The following is a 15,891-nucleotide window of genomic DNA, read 5'->3' as shown; positions in this document are numbered from 1 at the left end:
GTCAAGGGCGTGATTGCAGGAGCCCGTCTTGCGGGCGACCTCAGGTGCGCCACAACGTCCCACACGACATACCGCGCCGCGGTCGCCGGCGAGACCGGCTCCTACACGCGAGGGACGTCGAGGGCGTGATTGTAGGAGCCCGTCTTGCGGGCGACCTCAGGTGCGCCAACAACATCCCACACGACATAGCGCTCCGCGGTCGCCGGCGAGACCGGCTCCTACACGCGGGGACGTCAAGGGTGTGATTGCAGGAGCCCGTCTTGCGGGCGACCAACAGGAACCTGCATCACGCGCCGGGTTTGCGCTGTCCGCCCGCCGAATCCTCCTGCAGCAATCCGATCAGCGCCTGCGCCGCGCGCGACAGGGTGCGGCCGCCATGCACCACGTATCCGAGCTGGCGTGACAACTGCACGCCCGGCACCGCCAGCACCTGCACCTGCGCGTCCACCATCGTCTGCGGCAGCGCGCTCCAGGCCAGGCCCACCGAGACCATCATCTTGATCGTCTCCATGTAGTTGGTGGTCATCCGCAACTGCAGCGACAGCCCCTGCCGGGCGAAGGTCTGGGCCACGATGCGGTGGGTGAAGGTACCGGGGTCCGGCAGTACCGCCGGGTGCGCCGCAATGTCGGCCAGGGTCGTGGCCCGCATCCGCGCCAGCGGGTGGTCGGGCGCTACCGCGAACTGCAGCGGGTCGTGCCACACGCCGGTCGAGTGCAGCGGCGGCTCGGTCGGGCCCAGGGTGGTGACTGCCAGTTCCACCTCGCCGGCCAGCACCTGGGCATAGGCCTGCTCCGAATCCATGAAGCGGATGTCCAGCGCCACGCGCGGGTGCGCCGCGGTAAACCGGCGCAGCAGGTTGGGCAGCCGGTGCAGGCCGACGTGGTGGCTGGTGGCCACGCTCAGCCGGCCGCCGATGTGCTGGCCCAGGTCGGCCAGTGCGCGCCGCGCCGCCTCGCCCTCGGCCAGGATCTGCCGCGCGCGCGGCAGCAGCAGGCGCCCGGCCTCGGTCAGCACCACCTGCCGGCCCAGGCGGTCGAACAGCCGCGCCTGCAGCGCGTCTTCCAGCAGCGCGATGCGCTTGCTTACCGCGGGCTGGGTCAGGTGCAGGTGTTCGGCGGCGGCCGAGAAGCCGCCATGGTCGGCCACCGCCACGAAGGCGGCCAGATTGGGCCAGTCCATGTGCATTCCCAATTGGAATGGAATGGATAAAAAATATCCATTTGAGTTATCAATGGCAAGCCGGCAGGATGAACCTCCAGCCGGCGGGCCGTTGCCCGCCACCGCCAGACACCACCGAGGCACGCATGGCCGGCAAGACCCTGTACGACAAGCTGTGGGAGATGCACGAAGTGACCCGTCGCGACGACGGTTCCTCGCTGATCTACATCGACCGCCACATCCTCCACGAGGTCACCTCGCCGCAGGCGTTCGAGGGCCTGCGCCTGGCCGGGCGCACGCCGTGGCGGGTGGGCGCCAACATCGCCACCCCCGACCACAACGTGCCCACCACCCGCGCCGAGCGCGCAGGCGGGCTGATGGCCATTGCCGATCCGGTCTCGCGCTTGCAGGTGCAGACCCTGGGCGAGAACTGCGAGGACTTCGGCATCCTGGAATTCAAGATGGACGACGTGCGCCAGGGCATCGTCCACGTGGTCGGCCCCGAGCAGGGCGCGACCCTGCCGGGCATGACCGTGGTCTGCGGTGATTCGCACACGTCCACGCATGGCGCATTCGGCGCGCTGGCGCACGGCATCGGCACCTCCGAGGTCGAACACGTGCTGGCCACCCAGTGCCTGGTGGCCAAGAAGATGAAGAACATGCAGGTGCGGGTGGAAGGCACCCTGGGCCCGGGCGTGACCGCCAAGGACATCGTGCTGGCGATCATCGGCCACATCGGCACGGCCGGCGGCAACGGCCATGCGCTGGAGTTTGCCGGCAGCGCGATTCGCGAGCTGTCCATCGAAGGCCGCATGACCATCTGCAACATGGCCATCGAGGCCGGCGCGCGGGTGGGCATGGTGGCGGTGGACGAGAAGACCATCGACTACGTGAAGGGCCGCCCGTTCGCGCCGAAGGGCGCGGACTGGGACAAGGCGGTGGCGGTGTGGGAGACGCTGGTCTCCGACCCCGATGCCGTGTTCGACACCGTGGTCGAACTGCGCGCGCAGGACATCAAGCCGCAGGTCAGCTGGGGCACCTCGCCGGAAATGGTGCTGGCCGTGGACCAGAACGTGCCCGACCCGGATCGGGAGGCCGACCCGGTGAAGAAGGATTCGATCCTGCGCGCACTCAAGTACATGGGGCTGCAGCCCAACCAGCCGATCACCGCGATCCGCCTGGATCGCGTGTTCATCGGCTCGTGCACCAACTCGCGCATCGAGGACCTGCGTGCGGCCGCTGCGGTGGCGCGCGGGCGCAAGGTGGCGTCGAGCATCAAGCAGGCGCTGGTGGTGCCCGGCTCGGGCCTGGTCAAGGCACAGGCCGAGGCCGAGGGCCTGGACAAGGTGTTCATCGAAGCCGGCTTCGAGTGGCGCGAGCCGGGCTGCTCGATGTGCCTGGCGATGAACCCGGACAAGCTGGGCAGCGGCGAGCATTGCGCGTCCACCTCCAATCGCAATTTCGAAGGCCGCCAGGGCGCCGGTGGCCGCACCCACCTGGTGAGCCCGGCGATGGCCGCGGCGGCGGCGGTGGCCGGCCATTTTGTCGATGTACGCGAACTGGCGGAAGCCTGAGGAAGATCCGACGATGAAAGCCTTCACCACCCATACCGGCCTGGTCGCTCCGCTGGATCGTGCCAACGTCGACACCGACCAGATCATCCCCAAGCAGTTCCTGAAGTCGATCAAGCGCACGGGCTTCGGCCCCAACCTGTTCGACGAGTGGCGCTACCTGGACGTGGGCGAGCCCGGGCAGGACAGCTCCAACCGTCCGCTCAACCACGACTTCGTGCTCAATTTCCCGCGTTACGCCGGTGCCAGCGTGCTGCTGGCGCGCGAGAACTTCGGTTGCGGCTCCTCGCGCGAGCATGCGCCGTGGGCGCTGGAGGAATACGGCTTCCGCGCGATCATCGCGCCCAGCTTCGCCGACATCTTCTTCAACAACAGTTTCAAGAACGGTCTGCTGCCGATCGTGCTGGAGGCGGGCGAGGTCGATGCGCTGTTCGCGCAGTGCGAGGCCACCGAGGGCTACGCGCTGACGGTGGACCTGGCGACCCAGACGGTCACCCGCCCGGACGGGGTGCAATACCGTTTCCAGATCGACGCCTTCCGCAAGCACTGCCTGTTCAACGGCCTGGACGATATCGGCCTGACCCTGCAGGAGAAGGACGCGATCGTGGCGTTCGAGGCGCGCCACAAGGCGGCGCAGCCGTGGCTGTTCAACGCGGGCATCGCGGCCAACTAGCCCGTCCGCGCCGTCGGCATGTCGATGTTCCCTCGTCGTGTAGGAGCCGGTCTTGCCGGCGACCCGGCACGGCCCGGGTCATTGCCAGCGCCAGACACCGCATCGGGTTACATCGCGCCACGTCATCCCTCGCCGCGGTCGCCGGCGAGGCCGGCCCCTACAGGGCGGGGTGGCGCGGCTGTTGTAGGAGCCCGTCTTGCGGGCGACCTCCCGCGCGTCACGGTGCCCTGGGCGTCACGCCGCGCCGCGGTCGCCGGCAAGGCCGGCTCCTACAACCGAAGACGCATCATTGATCGAAGCCGTCATCGATACATCGACGGACAGCGCGCGCCCACCGGAGTGAGTGGCCCTGACCCGGAAACGAAAACGCCGCCATCTGGCGGCGTTTTCGCATGCAACGTGGAACAGAGGAGTCAGTACACGCCCTGGGCCAGCATCGCGTCGGCGACCTTCACGAAGCCGCTGATGTTGGCACCATCCACGTAGTTCACCGTGCCGTCCTTGCGCTTGCCGTGGCGCACGCAGTTGCCGTGGATGTCCTTCATGATCGCGTGCAGGCGCTCGTCCACTTCGGCGTGGTGCCAGGACAGGCGCAGCGCGTTCTGGCTCATCTCCAGGCCCGAGGTGGCCACGCCGCCGGCGTTGGAGGCCTTGCCCGGCGCATACAGCGTGCCCGACTCCAGGAACACGTCCACCGCTTCCAGCGTGGACGGCATGTTGGCGCCTTCGGCCACGCACACCACGCCGTTCTTGACCAGGGTGCGCGCGTCATCCTCGTCCAGTTCGTTCTGGGTCGCGCAGGGCAGGGCGATCTGCGCCGGGATGTGCCACGGACGCTTGCCCGGCAGGTAGTCGAAGCGCGGGTCTTCGCCCAGTTCGGCCAGGCGGCCGCGGCGCAGGTTCTTCAGGTCCGCGACCTGGGCGATGGCCTCGGCGTCGAAGCCGTCGGCGGCGTACAGGGTGCCGTCCGAATCGCTGAAGGTCAGCACCTTGCCGCCCAGCTCGGTGGACTTGAACGCGGCGTACTGGGCCACGTTGCCCGAGCCGGAGATCAGCACGTCGGCGCCATGGGTCTGGCGGTTGGCGTACTGCAGCATCTGCTCGACGAAGTACACCGTGCCGTAGCCGGTGGCTTCCGGGCGCATCAGGCTGCCGCCATAGGCGATGCCCTTGCCGGTGAACACGCAGCCGGCCTGGTTGGACAGCTTCTTCATCATGCCGGCCATGTAGCCGACCTCGCGCGCGCCCACGCCGATGTCGCCGGCCGGCACGTCGGTGTCCGGGCCCAGGTAGCGGTACAGCTCCAGCATCAGCGCCTGGCAGAAGCGCATCACCTCGCCATCGCTCTTGCCCTTGGGGTCGAAGTCCGAGCCGCCCTTGCCGCCGCCCATGGGCAGCGTGGTCAGCGCGTTCTTGAAGGTCTGCTCGAAGGCCAGGAACTTCAGGATCGACAGGTTCACCGACGGGTGCAGGCGCATGCCGCCCTTGAACGGGCCGATCGCCGAGCTGTGCTGGACGCGCCAGGCGCGGTTGACCTGCACCTGGTTGTGGTCGTCGACCCAGGCCACCCGGAACTGGACGACCCGCTCGGGCTCGACCAGGCGCTCGATCAGCCCTTCGCGGGCGTACTCGGGATGGCGCTCCAGGAACGGCCACAGGCTGGCGGTGACTTCACGCACCGCCTGCAGGAACTCGGGCTGGTGCGGGTCGCGGCGTTGCACCCGCGTCAGGAATTCTTCCCGTGATCCGGGCATGGTCATGGCGCTCTCTCCCCTGGTGTGATGTTTGATGTCGTGTTCGGTACGCGCGGCCGCTCAGGCGAGGCGGTCGATGACCGCCTGCGCGGCCTGGGCGGTGGACAGCGCGCTTCCGGGCGCGGCCAGGTCGGCGGTGAAGGCGCGTGCCTGCAGCGCGGCGTCGACCGCCGCTTCGATGGCCGCCGCTTCGCGCTCCAGCCCCAGCGAATGGCGCAGCAGCAGCGCGGCGCTGAGGATGGTGGCGTAGGGATTGGCGATGCCCTTGCCGGCGATGTCCGGTGCCGAGCCGTGGATGGGCTCGTACAGCCCGACCTGGCGCCCGGCCCCCTGCGATCCGTCACCCCCGGCCTTGCCCGCGCCCAGCGAGGCCGAGGCCAGCAGGCCCAGCGAGCCGGCCAGCATCGAGGCCTCGTCGGTGAGGATGTCGCCGAACATGTTCTCGGTGACGATCACGTCGTAGGCGCGCGGCCGCGACAGCAGGTGCATGGCCATGGAATCGACCAGTTGGTGTTCCACGGTCACGTCCGGGAATTCCTCGCGCATCACCCGCGCGGTCACGTCGCGCCACAGGCGCGAGGTCTCCAGCACGTTGGCCTTGTCCACCGAGGTGAGCTGGCCGCGGCGGCTGCGCGCCAGGGTGGCGGCGTTGCGCACCACCCGCTCGACCTCGGCCACGGTGTAGCGGCACATGTCGGTGGCATCGCTGTCGCTGCGGGTCTTGTCGCCGAAGTAGATGCCGCCGGTGAGCTCGCGCACGACCATGATGTCCACGCCTTCCAGCAGCTCGGACTTGATCGGCGAGGCGCCCAGCGCGGCCGGGTGCGGCTTGACCGGGCGCAGGTTGGCGAACAGGCCCAGGCCCTTGCGGATCGCCAGCAGGCCCTGCTCCGGGCGCACCTTGGCGTTGGGGTCGGACCACTTGGGCCCGCCCACCGCGCCCAGCAGCACCGCGTCGGCCTTGCGTGCGGCGTCCAGGGTGGCGGCCGGCAGCGGCTCGCCGTGGCGGTCGATGGCGATGCCGCCGATATCGTGCTCGTGGAAGGCGAAGGTGTGGCCGTAGCGGGTGGCGATGGCCTCGAGCACCGGCAGGGTGGCGGCGATGATCTCGGGACCGATGCCGTCTCCGGGCAGTACGACGATGTCAGCGTGCATGGATGTGGATCTCGTGGAAGCGATGAAGATGGAAGCGGGCGGCGGCCGTGGCGGGCACGCGGTCCGGAAGGCGTTGCACGCGCGCGCAGCGGCCGCCAGGCGGCGGGGCGTGCGCGGCGGTGCCGGTCAGCCGGACGATTTTCGCGAACCGTCGCAGGCGACGGTGGAAACATCCGGCGCCCGGGCTCCGCCCGGTGCGGCCTGGGGGGTGTCGTCCGGCACGGGCGTGCCCGGATGCGGATACGGCGTGTCCGAGCGCCTGCGCGAGAGCGCGCGGTACACCGCCGCGTCGAACGTCAACGCGGCGGCCGGGTTGCTTTCGGCCGGCATCAGGTATCAGCCCCGCGGTCGCGTCCGACACGGTGCCGCGCCGCTGCCGGCGGCGGAAGGATGCAGGCGCCACCGCCATCCATGCCGCGGCGTGGCGGCAGTCCCGGATGGCGTCCCGTTTGCAGGGCGGCGGCGAGCAACATCATGCGCATGGATCAGGCAGTGGCCAGGCGTTCGCTGGCCGTCCCCTGGCGCTGGCGCAGCAGGCGGTTGGCCACGTCCAGCCAGGCCAGCGCGCTGGCTTCGATGATGTCGCGGCTGGTGCCGGTGCCTTCGTACTCGGTGTCGCCGTGGCGCACGCTCAGGCTGGCCTCGCCGCGGGCGTCCGCGCCCAGGCCCACGCTGTGCACCTGGTAGCTTTCCAGGCTCAGCTGGACGCCGGTGGCGGCGGCCAGTGCGGCAAACAGCGCGTCCACCGGGCCGTCGCCTTCGGCGGTCTCGGCCACGCTGCGTCCTTCCGGATCGGACAGCTCCACCGACGCGCTGGCGCGCTGGCCCAGGTCGCTCAGGGTCAACGAGGCCAGGCGGTAGCCATCGCCATCGCCGTCGCCGGTGCCCTGCATCAGGGTCTGCAGGTCCGAATCGGTGACCACGCGCTGCTGCTCGCACAGGGCCTTGAAGCTGGTGAACACCAGTTCCAGCTCGCCCTCTTCCAGGTAATAGCCCAGGGCGCGCAGGCGCTGCTCGACCGCGGCGCGGCCGCTGTGCCGGCCCAGCACCATCTGCGTGTCCGGCCAGCCCACGTCCTGCGGGCGCATGATTTCGTAGGTGCCGCGATGGCGCAGCATGCCGTGCTGGTGGATGCCCGACTCGTGGGCGAACGCATTGCTGCCCACCACCGCCTTGTTGCGCTGCACCGGCATGCCGATCAGGCGCTGCAGCAGTTGCGAGGTCGGCACCAGGCGACGGGTGTCGATGCCGGTGTCGGCCTCGAAGAACGCGCCACGCACCTTCAGCGCCATCACGATCTCTTCCAGCGCGCAGTTGCCCGCACGCTCGCCGATGCCGTTGATGGTGCACTCCACCTGGCGCGCGCCACCTTCGATGGCGGCCAGGGTGTTGGCCACGGCCAGGCCCAGGTCGTTGTGGCAGTGCGCGCTGAACACCACCTTGTCCGCGCCCGGTACCCGCGCGATCAGGCCGCGGAACAGGTTGCGGATTTCCTCCGGCGTGGTGAAGCCCACCGTGTCGGGCACGTTGATGGTGGTGGCGCCGGCGGCAATCGCCGCGGCGACCACTTCATGCAGGAAGTCTTCCTCGGTACGGGTGCCGTCCTCGGTGGAGAACTCGATGTCGTCGATATGGCGCTTGGCGTAGGCCACGCTCTCCACCACCCGGTCCAGTACCTGCTGGCGGGTCATGCGCAGCTTGTGCTCGCGGTGCAGCGGGCTGGTGGACAGGAACACGTGCAGGCGCGGGCGCGCAGCCGCTTCCAGTGCGCGCAGGGAGATGTCGATGTCGGCCGGCAGGCAGCGCGAGAGCACCGCCAGCACCGGTTCGCGCAGCTCCTGGCCGATCAGGGCCATGGCCTCGCGGTCGGACTGCGAGCTGGCCGGGAAGCCGGTCTCGATCACGTCCGCGCCCAGCTCGGCCAGGGCGCGGGCCATCACCACCTTCTGCGGCGGGGTCATGCTGCAGCCGGGCGATTGCTCGCCGTCGCGCAGGGTGGTGTCGAATACCCGGATGCGGGCCGGGGAGATGGGCGCGTTCACCAGGTGAACTCCTCTTCGCTGACGGGCTGCTGGACCGGTGAGGGCGCAGCCGCGGAAATGGTGGCGGATGGGGACAGGTTAGCGGTTGGGCGGCGCTTTGCCACGGGGGTGCTTTTGCGCGCTGCAGCATCCGCCGGTTCGGCGGCCGGCCCGGGCTCGCCGGTGCGGCGCCGGGGTTTGCGCGGCGGCCGTGGCCGCACCTCCGACAGCAAGGTGGCCAGGGTGGCCGCGTCGATGTTGCCGCCGGACACCACCGCGCACTTGCGCTTGCCCGCCACCCGGCGGCCGGCGGCCAGGGCCAGGGCGCCGGCGCCCTCGGCGATCAGGTTTTCCTCAAGCGCCAGGCGGACCACGGTTTCGCGCAGTTCCGCCTCGCGCACGATCACCACGTCGTCGAGCAGGCGCGCGCACATGCGCCGGGTGAGGAAGCCGGGCACCTTCACCCGCACGCCGTCGGCCAGCGAGCTGACCGGCGCGATCTCGCGCACGTCGCCCTTGATCGCGCGGGCCATCGCGTCCACGCCCTCGACCTGGGCGCCGACCACGCGCACGCCCTGCGAGCGCAGCGCCAGGGCCACGCCGGAGGCCAGCCCGCCGCCGCCGATGGGCACGATGACCACGTCCGGGGCGTGCGGGGCGATCTCGATGCCGATGGTGCCCTGGCCGGCAATCACGTCCGGGTCGTCGAAGGCGGACAGGAAGCGGTAGTCGTTCTGCTCGGCCAGTTGCACGGCGAAGGCATAGGCCTCGTCGTAGCAGTCGCCGTGCTGGCGCACGGTCGCGCCCCAGTGGGCCACGCCGGCGATCTTGTTTTCCGGCGCGCCGTGCGGCATCACCGTGATCGCCTGCACGCCCAGGCGGTAGGCGGCCCACGCCACGCCCTGGGCATGGTTGCCGGCCGAGGCGCAGATCACCGGGCGGCGGTCGCCGCGCTCGGCCGCGGCCAGCATCGCATTGAGCGCGCCGCGCACCTTGTAGGAGCCGGTGCGCTGCAGGTTTTCCAGCTTGAGCATCACCCCGAAGCGCTCGGCAAGGTGCATCGGGGTGACCGGCAGGTAAGGGCGCAACCGCGCCTGCGCGGCCAGCACCTCGGCCACACCGACGTCGCCGACGTCGGCTTCCCCGGTGTCGGCGCTGGCGAGGCCGGCCTCAGGCATGACCGGCATGGCCGCGGGCCCGCGTGCAATGTCGAAGAAGACACCTCCGCACCACTGCCTCCGCATGGGCGGCAGTGGCGGTCACGGAGGCGGCCGGGCGGGTATTCACTGCACCGCCTCGGCGGCCGCGGCGTCTTCCAGGGCGACGATGTCCACCGCCTCGCAGTCATAGACCTTCTGCAGCTGGCGCTTGAGCGTTTCGGCCGGACGGCTGCCGTCCACCACCAGCTGCAGCCGCCAGCGCCCGTCGTCGCCGTCGGTGCCGCCGCTGATCGCGCGCGGCGCGAAGCCACGGCGCTCGGTCATGCCGATCACGCGCACCAGTGCGCCCTCCACGGGCTTCAGCACCAGGTCAAGCCGGTAACGCATGCGCGGACTCCGCCTTCTGTTCGTTGGGATTGGATTCGAGCATGGTGCTGTTGGCGGTGTTGGGCGGCACCAGCGGCCAGACGTTGGCGCGTGCGTCGATCACCACGTGCAGCAGGCCCGGGCCGGGGGCGGCCAGCAGTGCGGCCAGCGCACCATCCACGTCGGCGCGGCGGTCGATGCGGGTGGCGGGGATGCCGCACACGCGCGCCAGCGCGCCGAAGTCGGGATTGTCGGACAGGTCGATCTCGCTGTAGCGCTTGTCGAAGAACAGTTCCTGCCACTGCCGGACCATGCCCAGCGAGCTGTTGTCCAGCAGGATCATCTTCACCGGCAGCTTGCAGCGGGCCACGGTGACCAGCTCCTGCACGTTCATCATGAAGCTGCCATCGCCGGAAACCAGCACCACCGGCCGCTCCGGGCAGGCGAACTGCGCGCCCATCGCCGCCGGCAGGCCGAAGCCCATGGTGCCCAGCGCGCCGGAGGTCAGGTGGTTGCGAGGATGGTTGAAGCGGCAATGCTGGGCCACCCACATCTGGTGCTGGCCCACGTCGCAGGCGATCACCGCATCGGGCGACAGCTCGCTGACGCGCTTGAGCAGGGCCGGGGCGTAGATGTCCTGGCCGGGGGCGTCGTAGCGCGCGGCGTGCTTCTCGCGCAGGCCGTCGCAGCGCTGGCGCCAGTCCTGCTGCGCCTGGCTCGGGGTGGCCGGCAGGGCGGCGGTGAGCGCGCGCAGGCCGGTGGCCACGTCGCCCGGCAGGGACACATCGGCGGTGCGCAGCTTGGAGATCTCGTAGGCGTCGGCGTCCAGGTGGACGATGCGCGCGAACGGGGCGAACTCGGCCAGCTTGCCGGTGGCGCGGTCGTCGAAACGCGCGCCCACCACCACCAGCAGGTCCGATTCCTGCACGGCGATATTGGCCGAGCGGGTGCCGTGCATGCCCAGCATGCCCAGGAACTGCGGGTGGTTGCCCGGCAGTGCGCCCAGGCCGCGCAGGGTCAGCACGGTGGGGATGCCGGCCGCTTCCACGAACTGGCGGAACTCGACCACCGCATCGGCAATGCCGATGCCGCCGCCGCCATAGATCACCGGCTTCTCGGCCGATGCGATCGAGGCGATGGCCTGCGCCAGGGCCGCGTCGGCCGGGGCCGGGTTCGGCTCCACCGTTGCCGGCGCGTGCACCGGCAGGTGCGTGGCGCTGCCTACCTGCACGTCCTTGGGCAGGTCGATCAGGACCGGCCCGGGGCGGCCTTCGCGTGCCAGGCGGAACGCCTCGGCCAGCACGTTGGGCAATTCATCCACCGTGCGCACCAGGAAGCTGTGCTTGACGATCGGCATGGTCATGCCGAACACGTCCAGTTCCTGGAACGCATCGGTCCCCAGCAGCGAAGTGGCGACCTGGCCGGTGATGCACACCATCGGCACCGAGTCGAGCATCGCATCGGCGATGCCGGTCACCAGGTTGGACGCGCCCGGGCCGGAGGTGGCCACGCACACGCCGACCCGCCCGCTGGCGCGGGCATAGCCATTGGCGGCAAGCGCCGCGCCCTGCTCGTGGCGGACCAGGATGTGGCGCAGCCCGGAGTCCACCAGGGCGTCGTAGAACGGCATGATCGCGCCGCCTGGATAGCCGAAGATGGTGTCCACCCCCTCGGCCTCCAGCGCATGCGTGACCCAGGCTGCGCCATTGCGCAACCCGGCCGCTTTCGCTGTTGGGGAATTGGCGTTCATGCGTATGCCTTAGGCTTTGGCGGCGTCGTTCTGCGTGTTGGCCTGCAACCAGACCATCTTGGCGCGCAGCTCGGCACCGACCTTCTCGATCGCGTGGTCCTTGTCGGCCTGCTGGAACTTCTTGTAGTTCGGCAGGCCGGCGTCGTACTCGGCCTTCCAGTTGCGCACGAAGGTGCCGTTCTGGATGTCGGTCAGCACGTCCTTCATGCGCGCCTTGACCGAGGCGTCGATCACGCGCGGGCCGGAGACGAAGTCGCCGTACTGGGCGGTCTCGGAGATGAACTCCAGCATGCGGGTCACGCCGCCTTCGTAGAACAGGTCCACGATCAGCTTCAGTTCGTGCAGCACTTCGTAGTAGGCGATTTCCGGCTGGTAGCCAGCCTCGACCAGGGTCTCGAAGCCGGCCTGGACCAGCGAAGACGCGCCGCCGCACAGCACGGCCTGCTCGCCGAACAGGTCGGTCTCGGTCTCTTCCTTGAAGGTGGTCTTGATGATGTTGGCGCGGGCGCCGCCCAGGCCGCCGGCGTAGGTCAGGGCGAACTGCTCGGCCTGGCCGGACTTGTCCTGGTACACGGCGTAGATGCAGGGAACGCCGCGGCCGATCTCGTACTCGCGGCGCACCAGCGCGCCCGGGCCCTTGGGCGCGACCAGGATCACGTCCAGGTCTTCGCGCGGCTTGATCATGTCGAAGTGCACGTTCAGGCCGTGCGCGAACAGCAGCACCGCACCCTGCTTGAGGTTGGCGTGCAGCACGTCCTCGTACAGCTTCTGCTGGACCATGTCCGGGGTCAGCACCGCCACCAGGTCGGCATCCTTCACCGCCTCGGCCGGAGCCTTGACCACGAAGCCGTCGGCCTGGGCCTTGGCTTCGGTGGGGCCGCCCGGACGCAGTCCGACGGTCACGTCGAAGCCGGAATCACGCAGGTTCAGCGCGTGTGCGCGGCCCTGGCTGCCGTAGCCGACGATCGTGATCTTGGGCTGGAGGGAGGTGCTGCTGGTCATGGCTTGGTCCTGTGCGGAGTTGAAAAGAGGAAGAATGTGACGGAAATGAATTGTTTCTGCTGTTATTTCTGTGGAGCATGCGACGCAAACAAAAAAACCCCGCGCCTTTCGGTGCGGGGTTTCGTGAATCCGGCTTGTTTCTTACACGCCGCTTCGTCCCGCACCTGTTGACGAGGTAATAAGGACGAGGACGAGCTCCTGCGCGGCGTGGCGCGCGGTGCTGCGGTCGACGGAGGGCGTGTGGCGCTGCAACATGCCCGCTAGGGAACCACGCCCCTTGGTGGCTGTCAAGCGCGGCCATCGCCGGGGCCACGGTTGCACATGCAACCGAGGAAACGCAGCACAATCGGTGGGCGTTTGCGCCCTTCACATCCCGCGCGCGCAGGCCAGCCCGCGCCCGCCCTCCAGCCAGCGATTCCACACCATGCCCGAATACCGTTCCAGGACCTCCACCCACGGCCGCAACATGGCCGGCGCCCGCGCGCTGTGGCGCGCCACCGGCATGCGGGATGCGGACTTCCACAAGCCGATCGTCGCCATCGCCAACTCGTTCACCCAGTTCGTGCCCGGGCACGTGCATCTCAAGGACATGGGGCAACTGGTCGCGCGCGAGATCGAGCGGGTGGGCGGGGTGGCCAAGGAGTTCAACACCATTGCCGTGGACGATGGCATCGCCATGGGCCACGACGGCATGCTGTATTCGCTGCCCAGCCGCGAGCTGATCGCCGACGCGGTGGAGTACATGGTCAACGCGCACTGCGCCGACGCGCTGGTGTGCATCTCCAACTGCGACAAGATCACCCCCGGCATGCTGATGGCCGCCATGCGCCTGAACGTGCCCACCGTGTTCGTCTCTGGCGGGCCGATGGAAGCGGGCAAGACCCGGCTTGCCGATGGCACCGAGGCCGGCCGCAAGCTGGACCTGATCGACGCGATGGTGATGGCCGCCGATCCTGATGCCACCGACGAGGAGGTGGCGCAGGTGGAGCGCAGCGCGTGCCCGACCTGTGGCTCGTGCAGCGGCATGTTCACCGCGAACTCGATGAACTGCCTGACCGAGGCGCTGGGCCTGTCGTTGCCCGGCAACGGTACCCTGCTGGCCACCCATGCAGACCGCGAAGCGCTGTTCAAGCGTGCCGGCGTCACCGCGGTGGAGCTGTGCCACCGCTGGTACGGCGCGGAAGATCCGGCGGCCCTGCCGCGCGGCATCGCCAGCCTTGCCGCGTTCGAGAACGCGATGGCGCTGGACATCGCCATGGGTGGTTCGACCAACACCATCCTGCACCTGCTGGCCGCCGCCCAGGAAGGCGAGGTGCCGTTCACCCTGCGCGACATCGACCGCCTCTCCAGGCGCGTGCCGCAGCTGTGCAAGGTGGCGCCCAACACCGAGAAGTACCACGTCGAGGACGTGCACCGCGCCGGTGGCGTCCCGGCCATCCTGGGCGAGCTGGCGCGCGCCGGCCTGCTGGATACCTCCGTGCCCACCGTGCACGCCCGCACCCTGGGCGAGGCCATCGCCAAGTGGGACGTGGCCACCACCGCCGACGAAGCGGTGCACACCTTCTTCAAGGCCGGCCCGGCCGGCATCCCTACCCAGACCGCCTTCAGCCAGGCCACCCGCTGGCCGAGCCTGGACACCGACCGCGCCGCAGGCTGCATCCGCGACCTTGCCAACGCCTTTTCCGACGAGGGCGGCCTGGCTGTCCTGCACGGCAACATCGCCCAGGATGGCTGCGTGGTGAAGACCGCCGGCGTGGACGAATCCATCCACGTGTTCGAAGGCCCTGCGCGGGTGTACGAGAGCCAGGACGCGGCCGTGGAAGGCATCCTCGGCGACGAGGTGCAGCCGGGCGAGGTGGTGGTGATCCGTTACGAGGGTCCCAAGGGTGGCCCGGGCATGCAGGAGATGCTCTATCCCACCAGCTACCTGAAATCCAAGGGCCTGGGCAAGCAGTGCGCGCTGCTCACCGACGGCCGTTTCTCCGGCGGCACCTCGGGCCTGTCCATCGGCCACGCCTCGCCCGAGGCCGCGGCCGGCGGCGCCATCGGCCTGGTCCGCAATGGCGACCGCATCCGCATCGACATCCCGGCGCGCAGCATCGACCTGCTGGTGTCCGCCGAGGAACTGGCCACCCGTCGTGCCGCCCAGGACGCCAGCGGCTGGGCCCCGGCGCAGCCGCGCGAGCGCAAGGTCAGCATTGCGCTGAAGGCCTACGCGCTGATGGCCACCAGTGCCGACAAGGGCGCCGTGCGCGACCGTACCTTGCTGGAGGGGTGAGGCGGTTTGCCACTGTTGGGGCTGGGCGTGAAAAAAGTGTGATGGGTTTGGGCTGCAACTTCCGGTTGCTATGGTGAGGAAGGCCTGAGGCCTTTCGCATCCAGTAACCGCACAGGGGGGGGAACCATGCGAACCAACCGTCTTGCATTCCGCGGCGCGCCGGCGCCGGGGGGTGCCGCCAGCGTGGCCGGCGTCCCGATCCGGCTGCTGGGCGAGTGCCGCATCGGCACCGGCACCTCGGAGGTCGCCCTGCAATACCGCAAGGGCTGGGCCGTGCTGGCCTACCTGGCGGTGGAGCGCGGCCGCCGCCATCCGCGCACCCGCCTGGCCGCGCTGCTGTGGCCGGACCTGGACGAGCGCGCCGCGCTCACCAACCTGCGCCAGGTGCTGTCCAACCTCAACCGCACCGTGGCCACCGCCGTGGGCGACGGCGTGCTCCAGGTCGATCGCGAGTCGGTGCGGCTGTGCCCGGCCGCGTCGGCCGGCCTGTTCGATATCGACCTGATCGATGCGGCCGGCGCCAATGGCACCGATGGCGCCTTGGACCGCCGTGCCGCAGCCTGGCTGGCCGATGCCGGCGCATTGCTGGAGGGGATGGGCTTTGACGGCTGCGGGGAGTTCGACGAATGGCTGGTCGAATGCCGCGCCTGGCTTGCCCAGCGCCTGACCGCCGCGCGCGAGCGCATGCGTGATGCGGCCGCGGCCGCTGCCGACTGGCGTACTGCGGTGGCCCTGGCCCAGCAACTGGTGGCGCAGGACCCGTGGGACGAAGGCCATCAGCGCGCGCTGATGCGGATCCTGGCCGAGAAGGGCGAGCCGGACCTGGCCCTGGCCTGCTACCGCAAGCTGGTCCATCGCCTGCAAGGCGACCTGGGCGAGATGCCGCTGCGCGAGACCAGCGAACTGGCCGAGCGCATCCGCTGCGCCTGCCAGCGCAGGTCCGCCCCGCGCCTGCGCCGCACCGTGGGCGCCGCGCAACTGCTCTCGCTGGGCGCCTGACAC

General features: G+C 69.8%; 13 protein-coding genes. 4 read left to right on the top strand and 9 right to left on the bottom strand.

The features are described from left to right. Positions 1-286: 286 nt before the first annotated feature. Positions 287-1,180 (bottom strand): LysR family transcriptional regulator, encoded by an 894-nt coding sequence (locus ACEJ41_RS11015; RefSeq protein ID WP_374012315.1) that lies wholly within the window; start codon positions 1,178-1,180, stop codon positions 287-289. A gap of 125 nt (positions 1,181-1,305) precedes the next feature. On the opposite strand from ACEJ41_RS11015, the gene leuC reads away from it, so the two are divergent. Further along, positions 1,306-2,733, top strand: a complete 1,428-nt coding sequence (gene leuC / locus ACEJ41_RS11010; protein ID WP_374012314.1) for a 3-isopropylmalate dehydratase large subunit — start codon at positions 1,306-1,308, stop codon at positions 2,731-2,733. A 13-nt stretch (positions 2,734-2,746) separates the two neighbouring features. Next, a complete protein-coding gene (leuD, locus tag ACEJ41_RS11005) occupies positions 2,747-3,403 on the top strand; it encodes a 3-isopropylmalate dehydratase small subunit (protein ID WP_374012313.1) in 657 nt (218 codons plus the stop codon). 413 nt (positions 3,404-3,816) lie between these two features. Here leuD and gdhA read toward each other — a convergent pair whose 3' ends face one another. The 8 genes from gdhA to ilvC form a co-directional block, all read right to left on the bottom strand. Then, positions 3,817-5,157 carry an NADP-specific glutamate dehydrogenase gene (gene gdhA / locus ACEJ41_RS11000; protein ID WP_374014128.1) on the bottom strand — a complete coding sequence of 447 codons (1,341 nt, stop codon included), beginning with the start codon at positions 5,155-5,157 and terminating at the stop codon, positions 3,817-3,819. Between the two features lie 60 nt (positions 5,158-5,217). Beyond that, the gene (gene leuB, locus ACEJ41_RS10995) at positions 5,218-6,312 is read right to left on the bottom strand and encodes a 3-isopropylmalate dehydrogenase (RefSeq protein ID WP_374012312.1); all 1,095 of its coding nucleotides are present in this window, start codon (positions 6,310-6,312) and stop codon (positions 5,218-5,220) included. 126 nt (positions 6,313-6,438) lie between these two features. Then, positions 6,439-6,642 carry a hypothetical protein gene (locus ACEJ41_RS10990; RefSeq protein WP_374012311.1) on the bottom strand — a complete coding sequence of 68 codons (204 nt, stop codon included), beginning with the start codon at positions 6,640-6,642 and terminating at the stop codon, positions 6,439-6,441. A gap of 155 nt (positions 6,643-6,797) precedes the next feature. Continuing rightward, positions 6,798-8,354: a 2-isopropylmalate synthase gene (locus ACEJ41_RS10985; RefSeq protein ID WP_374012310.1), complete on the bottom strand. Its 1,557-nt coding sequence runs from the start codon at positions 8,352-8,354 to the stop codon at positions 6,798-6,800. Beyond that, complete coding sequence (locus ACEJ41_RS10980; protein ID WP_374012309.1) at positions 8,351-9,511, bottom strand: threonine dehydratase; 1,161 nt, start codon at positions 9,509-9,511, stop codon at positions 8,351-8,353. Before ACEJ41_RS10980 ends, ACEJ41_RS10985 begins: the two co-directional genes overlap by 4 nt. Before the next feature lie 105 nt (positions 9,512-9,616). Further along, positions 9,617-9,880 (bottom strand): ACT domain-containing protein, encoded by a 264-nt coding sequence (locus tag ACEJ41_RS10975; protein WP_374012308.1) that lies wholly within the window; start codon positions 9,878-9,880, stop codon positions 9,617-9,619. After that, complete coding sequence (gene ilvG / locus ACEJ41_RS10970; protein WP_374012307.1) at positions 9,864-11,609, bottom strand: acetolactate synthase 2 catalytic subunit; 1,746 nt, start codon at positions 11,607-11,609, stop codon at positions 9,864-9,866. Before ilvG ends, ACEJ41_RS10975 begins: the two co-directional genes overlap by 17 nt. Positions 11,610-11,618: 9 nt before the next feature. Then, positions 11,619-12,611 (bottom strand): ketol-acid reductoisomerase, encoded by a 993-nt coding sequence (gene ilvC / locus ACEJ41_RS10965; protein WP_374012306.1) that lies wholly within the window; start codon positions 12,609-12,611, stop codon positions 11,619-11,621. Positions 12,612-13,035: 424 nt separating this feature from the next. Between ilvC and ilvD the strand changes: the two genes are divergently transcribed. Next, the gene (gene ilvD, locus ACEJ41_RS10960; protein WP_374012305.1) at positions 13,036-14,889 is read left to right on the top strand and encodes a dihydroxy-acid dehydratase; all 1,854 of its coding nucleotides are present in this window, start codon (positions 13,036-13,038) and stop codon (positions 14,887-14,889) included. A 126-nt stretch (positions 14,890-15,015) separates the two neighbouring features. Then, positions 15,016-15,888, top strand: a complete 873-nt coding sequence (locus tag ACEJ41_RS10955) for a BTAD domain-containing putative transcriptional regulator (RefSeq protein WP_374012304.1) — start codon at positions 15,016-15,018, stop codon at positions 15,886-15,888. Positions 15,889-15,891 lie beyond the last annotated feature (3 nt).

The sequence above is a fragment of the Pseudoxanthomonas koreensis genome, assembly GCF_041890415.1.
Lineage (GTDB): Bacteria > Pseudomonadota > Gammaproteobacteria > Xanthomonadales > Xanthomonadaceae > Pseudoxanthomonas > Pseudoxanthomonas koreensis_A.
This window is presented reverse-complemented; position numbering and strand designations above follow the sequence as displayed.